This is a genomic window from Hominenteromicrobium sp. (assembly GCF_046974225.1).
Taxonomy (GTDB): Bacteria; Bacillota; Clostridia; order Oscillospirales; family Acutalibacteraceae; genus Hominenteromicrobium; species Hominenteromicrobium mulieris.
Window position 1 is genome coordinate 40350 of the sequence record NZ_JBKWAE010000011.1, and the last position, 11538, is coordinate 51887.

Sequence of the window (11538 nt, forward strand, 5' to 3'; positions counted from 1 at the left end):
GTCCCCTTACGAATACAGCGTCACGATACACATTACAACAAACAGCACATAGTAGCAGATGAAACCGGGATTCACGAACATCCACAACGCCTTCCCGCGTACCGGGACGCCGCGCTGCATGGGCGTGCGGAACACCTTATGACCGGTGAAATTGCGGATAAGCAGCACCACAAGCGCAATCAGCCCCAAGCCGTACACGATATACGTCAGCAAATTGCTCGCGATATTCGCCGCATCCGCGCCCACAAGCCCCTCAAGGGCGATGGGCAGCGTCGCAAGCAGGTTATTGAGCATGTGCACGAAAATGTTCACCCAAATGTTGCGGGTACGCACATACAAAAGCGCCATTACAAAGCCCGCCATAAGCACCACGGGCAAGGACTGAATGCTGTAATGCGCCATGCCGAAGATCAGTGCGGAGAAGATCACCGCAGGCCAGTCACCCCAGCGGCGCATGACAGCCGTCGTCACGCTGCGAAACGCAAATTCCTCCGTCACCGGCGCGACGAGCACGACCGAAACGAACATCGTCAACGCCTGCACAGGCGTCAGCGCCAAAAGGTCTGCCGTGTTTGCGTCGCCGTTCAGCCCCGCGCCCTCCAAAAGCTGCGAGATGAGGTTTGCGGGAATGTTCATCAAAACGCTGACGGCAAGGCCCGCAAAGACGAGCAAAACACTGTTCAGCACACCGTTTTTCTCCACAAGCACCGTGTCCGAGAGCTTTCTTTTCCCAAAGAACAGAAAAAACGAGAACGGCAACACAATGGATAAGAACGATGCAATGGACGAAATAAGGTAATACGCCGTCGGCGGAAAGCCGCCAATGGTGTTCGGCCCCATAAAATTCACGCCGCACACCGTTAAAATCAGCGTTGCAAGCGTCGTCCACAAAACCTGTATCGGCAAAGAGGTCATGGTCGCAAACGAAAGGCGGGAGGCCGCGCGGCGCAGCTCCTTTTGCTCCAAACGCGCGGGGTCCGCCCACTTCGGCGGCTGTACGGGTGCGTAATATACGGGCTGTTGCACCGGCTGTGCATAAACGGGCGCGCCGTTACCGCCCTGCGGCGGATATGTATACACCGGCGTCGGGTTCTGCACCGGCGCGGGATTCTGCGGCGCGGTATACACCGGCTGCCCGTTATAAAGCGGCTGCGTCACCGGCTGCCCAGCGGGCGTGTAGTTCCGGTTATCGTTCATGCTCATTCATCCTTTCCCTTTTTGGTTTTCCCGTTTTTTTCGGGCTTTTTCACGTGAAAACGGATCGTCAGCTTTTCCACCCAGCCCTTTTTGTACTTGAGGGAAATGTAGCCGACGGTGCTCATCACCAGTGCGCCGATGGCGTCCACGATGATGTCCTTCATCGTGTCCTGCAAGGCTGCCTGCCCAATAAGCGCCGTGCCGTTATCCAGCATATATTTCTGCATGTTGGTGCCGAAAACGGAATCCATCGTGAATTCATAAATTTCCCACACCGCGCCCAGCGCAAGCGCAAAGCAAAACGCAAACACAGCGATGAACACCGGCGAAAGATTCAACGGTATGCGCTCCGCATTATTGAAAATCGCAATCATGGAAAAGCCAAGCGCACCCAGCATTGCGCCGCTCATCGTGTGCAGAATTGTGTCCCAGTGCGGTACGGCGTAGTAAAAGCTTCGCACCTCGCCGAGGAAGATCGCGCAGTACAAAAACGCAATGTACAAAACCAGCATCACGCGCGGAATCTGCAGCGTTTTCTGCCGAATGAGCCGCAGCGGCAGCACAATGGCGGCAATGCCCAAAAGGCACTGCAAAAGCATCAGCACATAATCTTCGCGGCTGCGCACTTCCTCCGTCCCGCCGTCGTGCGACACAATACGTACTACAAGGTAGCCAAGCGGCAGGATAAAGCTCAGCAGCACCGCCATGATGAACATGCCGGTAAAGTCCCGTTTTCTTTTCGGCTTCATAGCCCGTCCTCCTAATGGGGATATTTTTTACTGTGCAAGCAGCTCTGCGACGTTATTTGCGTAAGCGACCGGGTCTTCAATGGAGCGTCCCTCAATAAGCAGCGCCTGATCGTACAGCACTTCGGTGTACTTTTTCAGCTTGTCTTCGTCATTTTCAAAGCGGCGCAGCACCTCAAACACCGGGTGCTCGGTGTTGAGCTCAAATATCTGCTCGGCCTTCACTTTCTGCTCCGCACCCGGCATGGAATTTAACACCTTCTCCATCTCCATGGAGATCGCGCCGTCCGTCGTGATGCACACGGGGTGATTTTTAAGTGTCGTCGAAACGCGCACGTCCTTTACGCGCTCGCCGAGAATCGTCTTCATCTTCTCAAGCAGAGCCTTGTTTTCCTCCGCCTGCTTTTCGGCAGCCTGCTTTTCTTCTTCGGTCTGCACGCGTGCGTCTTCCGCCGCAACGTTCTTGAAGCTCTTGCCTTCGTACTCCTGCAACACCATCAGCGCGAACTCGTCCACATCGTCCGTAAGGTACAGCACCTCGTAGCCGCGGTCAAGCACGGCTTCGGTCTGCGGCAGATGCGCAATGCGCTCCGGGGTCTCGCCCGCCGCGTAGTAAATGCAGGTCTGGTCTTCCTTCATGTCCTGAACGTACTCTTTCAGCGTGCGCATCTTGCCCGTGGAGGAGCGGAACAGCACAAGATCCTTGAGCTTATCCTTGTTGATGCCGTAGTTCTCGTACATGCCGAATTTGAGTCTGAGGCCGAAGCTCTCAAAGAACTTCTCGTAGTTCTCTCTGTCGTGCTCCAGCATGGATTTAAGCTCCGACGCAATCTTCTTCTCAATGCGCGTCGCGATAAGTTTTAACTGACGGTCGTGCTGCAACATTTCACGGGAGATATTCAGCGACAGATCCTGCGAATCGACAAGGCCCTTCACAAAGCCGAAGTAATCCGGCAGCAGGTCTGCGCACTTTTCCATAATGAGTACGCCGGAAGCATACAGCTGCAAACCCTTTTCGTAGTCTCTCGAATAATAATCCATCGGCGCTTTTGCAGGGATAAACAGCAGTGCGTTATACGTCGCCGTACCCTCTGCGGAGGTATGGATAACCTTCAGCGGGTCCTGCCAATCGTAGAACTTCTCCTTATAGAAGCTGTTGTATTCTTCTGCCGTGATCTCGTTTTTATTCTTCTTCCACAGCGGCACCATGCTGTTGAGGGTCTCCACCTCAAAGTAGTGCTCATATTCGTTCTCCGCACCCTCCTTCGCACGGGTCTTTTCGACCTCCATGCGGATGGGGTAGCGGATATAATCGGAATACTTCTTCACGAGCGAACGAATGCGGTATGTATCGAGGAACTCGCTGTACTTTTCTTCCTCGGTGTCCTCTTTGATATGCAAAATGATCTCGGTGCCGTGGTCGGCCTTTTCGCACTCGCGGATGGTATAGCCGTCCGCGCCGTCGGACTCCCAGCAATACGCCTGCTCTGCGCCGTACGCCTTGGATTCCACGCGCACGTGGTCGCTGACCATAAACGCAGAATAGAAGCCCACACCGAACTGACCGATGATGTCGATATCCTCGTTCTTTTCGTTTTCAGACTTGAATTTCAGCGAGCCGCTCTTTGCGATGACGCCGAGGTTCTGGTCAAGCTCCTCCTGCGTCATGCCGATGCCGTTATCGCGGATACGCAGCGTGCGGCTGTCCTTATCCGCCGCAAGGAAGATCTGGAAGTCGTCACGATTGAGTCCCGTAGCGCCGTCCGCCAGGGATTTATAGTAAAGCTTATCGATCGCGTCGCTCGCGTTGGAGATCAGCTCGCGCAGAAAAATCTCCTTATGGGTATAAATAGAATTGATCATGAGATCAAGAAGTCTTTTAGACTCCGCTTTAAACTGTTTTTTTGCCATGCAAATTCTACCTCTTTTTCATTTTGGGCATCAAAATCGCGCATTCATCCGCCCGCATTCTCTTTCTAACAACTATACTATATATTTGTTAAAAAATCACGAACAATTTTAATTTGGTTAAAAAAAAGAACGGTTTAAATTTAAATTTCGCATGGATTATTTTTTCTAAAGGCGGCAATGCCGCCTTTTAAGGAACCCCTTGATAGGGTTTCTTACGAAAAATCGTCCACCGGACGATTTTTCTATTTTCCTGATCTTTGGGTAGGCAAAAGGATTTCGCCATTTGCGAATGGCGACTCAAGGCTCTGCCTTGATGAATCCAAGCGAACGCTTATGTTCGCTTTCAAGTTTTCTCGAAGAAAACTTGACTAAAGACTTTTAACCATGCTCGCCGTTAGAACTCTGCGGCAAACAAAAGAACTTTTCAAAGAACCGCCACACCTTCACTGCCCCGGTCACGGGGATTCTCGCGTCCAGCTCAAACGCGTTGATTTTCAAAAACGCCTTACCGTCCGCCTGATACAGCATTTCCGCCGGCGGGGCGTTGTCATTAAAGCTCAACCGTCTTCCCTCGGCGTCCACCATCAGCATACCGAACACAAACAGCAGCACCAGCACGGTGCAGAAAAACGACATCAAAAACGCGCGGGAACACACACATTTGCGCATGCAAAACACCTCCGCATGCAGTATGCCCCGTCCGTTTTCCGCTATTCCTCCGCTATGTCGTTTAAAACCGCCAGAATCGTCTCGCCCAGCAGCTCCCCGGCGTAGTCCGCCTCCCTTTGCGTATTCACCTCCGTGCCGACCTCCACCAAAAGCGAGCCGTGCGTGGCGTGCATATTGTAGTTTCTCTGCGCGAAAAACAGCGGTCGAAACAGCCCCGGATATAATAAATCGCCTTTTTGCTGCAAGCGCAAGGCCAAATGCAGGTTTTCCCGCCAATCCGGGAACAGCGGGTCTTCCGAAAGGTCACACCCCGCCATGATCATGATCTGTGCGGCATTCTCCCCGTTTACCTCCGCCACGGGCTTATACCGTGTGCCGTCGTCCTCCTCACCGAACGCGTCTCTGTGCACATCCACGGTGATCTGTATCGTGGGGTATTTCAGCAAATTTTCCTGCATCGCATCCATTGAGCGCTGGTAGCTGCCGGAATACGTCTCGTCAAACCTTGTCGTGTCGTGGATCACGCCGAACCCGCCTGCTTCTATCACGTCTTTCGCCCTTTTTGCCACCGCCACAACGCTTTTTTCTTCTTCCTCCGTGCGAAAGCTCTCGTCGCGGTAATACCAGTCCGATTCATACTGCAAGTACGCTTCTGACGTATGCGTGGAGTAAAACAGCACCACCGGCGAGCCGTCGCGCTTCACGTGCACATCGGGGTCAATTAAAATTTCTTCCGATAAATCAAGCCCCGAGTCCGAAGTATCCTTCACAAAAAAGCCGTTTATCTCTTCTCCTCCGCCCATAAAGGTCGCGGCGACCGCTGCCGTTTCACGCTCGGGGTCAGGTGTCGGCGCCGGCAGTACGGGCAGCTCCGTGTCTGTTTCCTCCTGTACGGGCACAGGTGTCGCCGTGGGGAGCGATGTTGCTTCCGGCTCCGTTTCTTTTACGGCCTCCTTTTGGGGCGCAGGCGATGCTTCCGCTTGCGGCACTTCTTGGCTTGTTGCCGCCTGTAAGCCCGCCGCCCTAAGCGCCCACGCCGCGCCGTTTTCCTTTACAACCGGCCATAAATTATCCCCCATGCACCAAAGTGACACGGCCGCCGCCAGCACCGCGCAAATTCTGTATCCGATTTTTCCGATCCGTTCCTTTCGCATCGCACTGCCTCCATTTGTGTGGCATATCCGTCTTATCATGCTTATGATACGGCATACAAAATTATGCACATGTACACGGTTCTGACGCGGAAAATTCACAAATTCGACATTTTCACACAGCACCAATATGCTATAATAAAATATATCATTCCTAGTTTTGAACGATTTTAAAAAACTCGCAGAACCCCAAACGGGAAACGAAGAAAGGATGGACTGCATGGCAAGATCCGTATACTCAGAAATCACCCCCGAAATGGAAGCCCTCGCCAATCTTTGCGTGAAAAACGGTAAGATTGACCCGGAGCTCTATGCAAAGTACGACGTAAAGCGCGGCCTGCGCGACATTAACGGCAACGGCGTTCTGACCGGCCTTACCGATATTTCGGAGATCCGCTCCAGCCGCATGGAAAACGGCGTGAAAATTCCCTGCGAAGGGCAGCTTTTCTACCGCGGTTACAGCATTGAAGATCTTGTCCGCAGCATGCCGAGCGACCACAGCTTCGGCTTTGAAGTGACCGCCTACCTGCTCCTTTTCGGCGAACTGCCGAATAAAGAACAGCTTGACGGGTTCATCAAACAGCTTTCGTTCTACCGCACATTACCCACAAATTTCGTGCGCGACATCATCATGAAAGCGCCGAGCGGCGACATGATGAACACCCTCGCCCGCAGCGTGCTGACGATGTATTCCTATGACGACGCCCCGGACGACATCTCCATCCCGAACGTGCTGCGCCAGTGCATTCAGCTCATCGCCATTTTTCCGCTTCTTTCCGTCTACGGCTATCAGGCGTATCGCCACTATCACGACGGCAAAAGCCTTTACATTCACCAGCCGAAGCCGGAGCTTACCACCGCCGAAAATATTCTGCGTATTCTGCGTTCCGATAAACAGTTCACCCCGCTGGAAGCCAAGGTGCTCGACATCGCGCTTATGCTGCACGCAGAGCACGGCGGCGGCAACAACTCCACGTTCACAACACATGTCGTGTCGTCCTCCGGCACGGATACGTATTCCGCCATTGCCGCAGCACTCGGCTCTTTAAAAGGCCCAAAGCACGGCGGCGCGAACATCAAGGTCGTACGCATGTTTCGTGACATGAAGGAGCAGGTCAAAGACTGGACGAACGAGAATGAAATCTGCGATTACCTCACCCGCCTGCTTGATAAAAAAGCATTCGATAACGCCGGGCTCATCTACGGCATGGGCCACGCCGTGTATTCCGTCTCCGACCCCAGAGCACGCATCATGGAGCGCTTTGCAGAGGGCCTTTCCAAAGAAAAAGGCCGTGAGGACGAGTACGGACTATACATGCGCGTCGCACGGCTCGCGCCGCAGGTCATCGCCGAAAAGCGCCGCATCTATAAAGGCGTCTCCGCAAACGTAGACTTTTACAGCGGCTTCATTTACAGCATGCTCGATTTGCCGATGGAGCTGTATACACCCATTTTCGCCTGCGCCAGGATCGCCGGCTGGAGCGCCCACCGCATCGAAGAGCTCATCAATGCCGGTAAAATCATCCGCCCGGCGTATAAAGCCATCCACCCCGAGCGCGCGTTTCCGGGTATGGAAAGCGAAACCTAAATCTCCCGGCAACCATAGCGAAGCGACGAATAAAATTTCGTCCACCTTTTCAAAGGTGGTGGTTTCCAAAGGCAAAGCCTTTGGTCGCTTTCCGCAGAAAACGAAACCCTTTTGCCTACCATAAATCAGGAAGATAGGCGGAAACTTCCAGTGGACGTTTCCGCCGTAAGAAACCCTATCAAGGGGTTTCTTGAAGAACTCGCCGCGCGAGTTCTTCAAAATAGAACATAGTATTAAAGCGCACAGCCCTCAAGCTGCGCGCTTTTTTCTTACAAAAACTACGATTAAAGCAATCACCAGACCCGCCGGTATAACCACCCAAACGGGAACCGTCACCGTCTGCGGCGAGCTCATCACCGTGACGACATATTCCGGCATCTCACTTTCTCTTTCCGCGTTGCCGGAGGACGGAAAGCTCATGCAGATCAAGCGGCTATTCGCGCCGTTTTTCAGCTCACTGCCAAGCAGCACCTCCGTTTGCAGGTCTTTCGGCATGACCGTCACCGCATGTTCACCGCCCCACAAATCATCGGACGTTTTCCGCGTGTACTCCACGCCATCTTGCGGGCTGAAAGGATTGAGATAGTCGTTCACGGCCACGGTGATCTCATCGTCTTTCGTAACGGACACATTATTCAGCTGCAGAATGAGCACCGTGCGGTAATTTTCTTCCCCGCAAAGTCATTTTATTCTTCTTAACTACATTCTATCAAAAACGAACGGAGTGTCAACGGATTTCAATTCTCGGCTTCCGTCACAAGCTTCATCAGCAATGTTTTCAGTTCTTTCGTGGTCTCCACGGTGTAATCCGCGCCCGCTTCTTCCAGCTCGCCGGGTTCCGCAAAGCCGAAGTACACGCCAATGCCCGGCACGCCGCAATTTTTCGCGCCGATCATATCAAAGCTTCGGTCGCCGACCATGAAAAACGTATTGTTTTCTTTTCCGCCCGCGCGGCGCATGGCCTCCTGCATCACTTCGGTCTTATCCGTCATGGAGCCATCGAGATTCGCGCCGACAATCTGGTCGAACAGCTCAAAGATCCCGTTTTGCTTCAAGATCTTCTCCGTGAACACCGTCGGCTTTGAGGTGGAAACACTCAATTTCACACCTGCGCTTTTCAGCGCCTCCAACAGTTCTTTCATGCCGGGGTACAAGCGGTTTTCGTACACGCCTTTTTCTTTGTAGCGCACGCGGTAGCGGTCTACCGCCTCAAACGCCTGCTCTTTGGAAAAGCCGTAGAATTCCATAAACGATTCATGCAGCGGCGGGCCGATGAACTTTTTCAGTGTCTCCATCGGCTGGTTCGGATAGCCGTAGCTGTCGAGCGCAAACTGCGTGCTTTTCGTGATGCCCTCGCTGTTATCGACAAGGGTGCCGTCTAAATCAAACAAAACCCAAATACTCATCTTCTTCTGCCTGCACCTCCGCCATGCGTGGAGCCTCCGCCTGCGCGCGGCGCACCGCCGCCCGAACGGCCGCTGCCAAAACCGCCGGAGCGTCCGCCACCGGGACGGGGACCGCCCGAGGGACGCGAGCCGCTAAATCCACCCGGTCTCGGGCCGCCGAATCCGGGACCGCCCGGGCCGCGCGGCGGACGGGGTCCGCGCCAGAAGCCGCCCATCGGAGGCGGCGGGGGCGGCACGCCCCAACCTCTGCGGTAATACCGTCTGCGCGGACGCAGCACGCTCAGCGCAATAATCAAAATGACGAACAGAACCACAAAGAAGAACCGCCAGACCCGCGAGAAGAAGCGCTGGAATCCGTATAAAATTCCGCCGGATGTATTATTATTCGCATAATTATAATTGCTGTTCGCATTCGCGTTGTTTGTCGTACCCGTGGAATACGAGACATTGTAGTGGTCTTCCAAAATCTCCACCGCGCGGGCGTAGACCTTTTTCACGCCGCTGTCGTACTCTTTCGCGGCAAAATCGTCCTCAAGGTAGTCATACAGCATCGCGTCCAGCACGCCGCCGGTAAAAACATCGGTCAGCCCCACGCCCGGCTCGGCGTAATAATCCTCCGCACCGACGGAAAGCAGAATCAAGAGACCGTTATTCGCTCTCTTGTCACCGATGCCCCACTTGTTAAAGAGGTCATACGCATAATCGGCAATGTCCTCGCCGTCGGTGAAATCCACGGTCGCCACCACGACCTCCGCGCCGCAGGCTTCGGCAAGCGCGCTGCCCGTGCGCTCAATATAGCTTTCCGTCGAGGACGAAAGCACATTCGCGCCGTCATACACATAGCCCGTCGGGGCATCCGGCAACGCCACGGCAAACGCCGGCACCGCCATAAGTACGAGCACCAGCACCGTAAGCAGCACAGCGCCCGTCTTTTTCAAAACAGGATGTACGGTCTTTGTCATAAGCATTTCCTTTCCCTGTCCGTTTCAAACTTTTACGCGAACAGCTCCACGTCGCCGATGCCCACCAGCTTCGCCAGTGCATACGCAGGCGAGTTGTGCAGCGCATCGTTGAATGCGGCGGCTTTATCGTTGTAATCGTCGCGCATCAGATAATCCAAGTCGGAATTGTAGTTCGACATCAGCGATTCGCGGTACGTTGCGTCCTCCTCGTTCATATCGATATTCTTGATCTGGCGATACATCGCCTTCACCGCCGTCGTCAGGTCGTTTAAAGCCGCGTACTTGTCCGCCGGGCGCTCGGCCTTTTTCACCGCGTTCTGCGCCGTGCGCACGGCATCTACAAGCGTCAAGTCCGTCTCGCTGTATTTTTCCGCGATCGTCACCAGATTCGATGCTTCGGAAACCATCATCGAGACCTGATCCAAAACGCCGTACACGTCGTCGGAGCCGTAGTATTCCGCCGTCACATTGTTGCGCTCGCGCGACAAAGATATACACGCGCCGACTGGGATCGCCGCCAAAATTAACACCACCATTGCAATGACCGCCGAAACACGGCCCACGGCTTTTACGCCATCGTTTTTCTTTTTCATAAAAATTTCCTTTCTGCTTTTTCTGTCTACATGCAAATTCATGGCACGCAAATTTAAAGTCTATAAACGCACAGCCGGGCAGCACTGCAAGCACAACCCGGCCGGTGTTCTCTTTATTTACGCGCGAATGTCTAAAAGCTTCTGCTTCAGCTCGTTTTCCAAACGGCCGAGCTCCTGCTCCGCTTCGCGGCGGCGGGTCTTGCCCTCTTCCTGAATTTTCACAACTTCATCGAGTGTCGAGATGAGCGACTGGTTTGTCTGGCGCAGCGTCTCCATGTCAACAATGCCGCGCTCGGATTCGCGCGCCGTCTCAATGGTACTCATCTTCAGCTTCTCTGCGTTCTTGCGCAGCAGCTCGTTCGTCATATCGGTCACTTCACGCTGTGCGCGCACCGCATCTGCAGAGTGCGCCACACCAAGCGCCAATACCATCTGGCTCTTCCAAAGCGGAATGGTGTTCACAATGGTGGACTGAATTTTCTCCGCCATCAAACGGTCGTTGTTCTGCACAAGACGAATTTGCGGCGACATCTGCACGGAAACCATGCGGGTCAGCTCGAGGTCATGCAGCTTCTTTTCAAAGCTGTCGCACTGCTGTGCAAAGTCGTTTGCCGCCTGCGCGTCCTCCGGCAGGCCGGAGCGCTGTGCCTTTGCTTTCAGCTCTTCCAGCGTCGTTTCGCGCTCTCTTTTCAGGCGCTTTTTGCCCGCCAGAATGTACATGGAAAGCTCTTTGTGGTACGCAAGGTTCGTTTCGTACAGCTTATCGAGCATCACGATGTCCTTCATCAGCTGCACCTGGTGGCCCTCAAGGGAAGACGCGATCTTATTCACGTTCACTTCGGCCTTGTCGTAACGTGCCTTCATGCCATCGAGGCGGTTTGCCTGCTTTTTAAAGAAGCCGAGGAAGCCCTTTTCTTCTTCGCCCGCATCAAAGCTTTTCAGCTCTACAACAAGGTTCGCGATCTCATCGCCTACTTCGCCGAGGTCCTTCGTGCGCACATTTGCAAGCGCCGTGTCGGAGAAGTTTGCAATTTTCTTCTGTGCGCCGGAGCCATACTGCATCACGAGCGCAGAGCTTGTAATGTCAATTTTTTCCGCAAAGTCGTCTACGACCTTCTGTTCTTCGGGCGTAAGCTGCACTTCGGGCTGTTCCTCTTCTTTTTTCTCAGGGGCTACGGGTTTTTCTTCCTCCACGCCGTCCAGCGTCAGGGTGGGAATGCCGGGTGCGGGGGTCTCCAGCTCGGGCTCTAAGGTCAATTTCACGTCGCTCATGTTGTTCGTCCTCCTTATATTCACCGTGTGCGTCACACGGTCA

Annotated in this window: 11 protein-coding genes; 1 reads left to right on the forward strand and 10 read right to left on the reverse strand. The window is 53.9% G+C overall.

What is annotated here, in order from left to right:
* Positions 1–6 precede the first annotated feature (6 nt).
* The 5 genes from ACLTX1_RS09190 to spoIIP all read right to left on the reverse strand — a co-directional run bounded on the left by ACLTX1_RS09190 (position 7) and on the right by spoIIP (position 5677).
* The gene (locus tag ACLTX1_RS09190; protein WP_412330817.1) at positions 7–1197 is read right to left on the reverse strand and encodes a type II CAAX prenyl endopeptidase Rce1 family protein; all 1191 of its coding nucleotides are present in this window, start codon (positions 1195–1197) and stop codon (positions 7–9) included.
* Positions 1198–1199: 2 nt separating this feature from the next.
* Positions 1200–1946 carry a hypothetical protein gene (locus tag ACLTX1_RS09195; RefSeq protein WP_412330818.1) on the reverse strand — a complete coding sequence of 249 codons (747 nt, stop codon included), beginning with the start codon at positions 1944–1946 and terminating at the stop codon, positions 1200–1202.
* Positions 1947–1973: 27 nt separating this feature from the next.
* On the reverse strand, positions 1974–3854 hold the full coding sequence (gene htpG / locus ACLTX1_RS09200; RefSeq protein ID WP_308449257.1) for a molecular chaperone HtpG: 1881 nt from the start codon (positions 3852–3854) through the stop codon (positions 1974–1976).
* Positions 3855–4232: 378 nt separating this feature from the next.
* On the reverse strand, positions 4233–4523 hold the full coding sequence (locus tag ACLTX1_RS09205) for a hypothetical protein (RefSeq protein ID WP_176820623.1): 291 nt from the start codon (positions 4521–4523) through the stop codon (positions 4233–4235).
* 41 nt (positions 4524–4564) lie between these two features.
* Entirely contained in the window at positions 4565–5677 is a 1113-nt protein-coding gene (gene spoIIP / locus ACLTX1_RS09210; protein ID WP_412330819.1) for a stage II sporulation protein P, read from the reverse strand.
* A gap of 217 nt (positions 5678–5894) precedes the next feature.
* Here spoIIP and ACLTX1_RS09215 point away from each other — a divergent pair, with 217 nt between their 5' ends.
* A complete protein-coding gene (locus tag ACLTX1_RS09215) occupies positions 5895–7262 on the forward strand; it encodes a citrate/2-methylcitrate synthase (protein WP_395507262.1) in 1368 nt (455 codons plus the stop codon).
* Between the two features lie 249 nt (positions 7263–7511).
* On the opposite strand, the gene ACLTX1_RS09220 is transcribed toward ACLTX1_RS09215, so the two are convergent.
* The 5 genes from ACLTX1_RS09220 to ACLTX1_RS09240 all read right to left on the reverse strand — a co-directional run bounded on the left by ACLTX1_RS09220 (position 7512) and on the right by ACLTX1_RS09240 (position 11495).
* Entirely contained in the window at positions 7512–7916 is a 405-nt protein-coding gene (locus ACLTX1_RS09220; RefSeq protein ID WP_412330820.1) for a hypothetical protein, read from the reverse strand.
* An 83-nt stretch (positions 7917–7999) separates the two neighbouring features.
* A complete protein-coding gene (locus tag ACLTX1_RS09225) occupies positions 8000–8668 on the reverse strand; it encodes an HAD hydrolase-like protein (protein WP_412330821.1) in 669 nt (222 codons plus the stop codon).
* Positions 8665–9630, reverse strand: coding sequence for a TPM domain-containing protein (locus ACLTX1_RS09230; RefSeq protein WP_412330822.1), 966 nt, complete (start codon positions 9628–9630; stop codon positions 8665–8667). The genes ACLTX1_RS09225 and ACLTX1_RS09230 overlap by 4 nt, the downstream gene beginning before the upstream one ends.
* A 32-nt stretch (positions 9631–9662) precedes the next feature.
* Entirely contained in the window at positions 9663–10223 is a 561-nt protein-coding gene (locus tag ACLTX1_RS09235) for a LemA family protein (protein ID WP_308449252.1), read from the reverse strand.
* A gap of 117 nt (positions 10224–10340) precedes the next feature.
* Positions 10341–11495 carry a toxic anion resistance protein gene (locus ACLTX1_RS09240; protein ID WP_176819826.1) on the reverse strand — a complete coding sequence of 385 codons (1155 nt, stop codon included), beginning with the start codon at positions 11493–11495 and terminating at the stop codon, positions 10341–10343.
* Between the last annotated feature and the right edge of the window lie 43 nt (positions 11496–11538).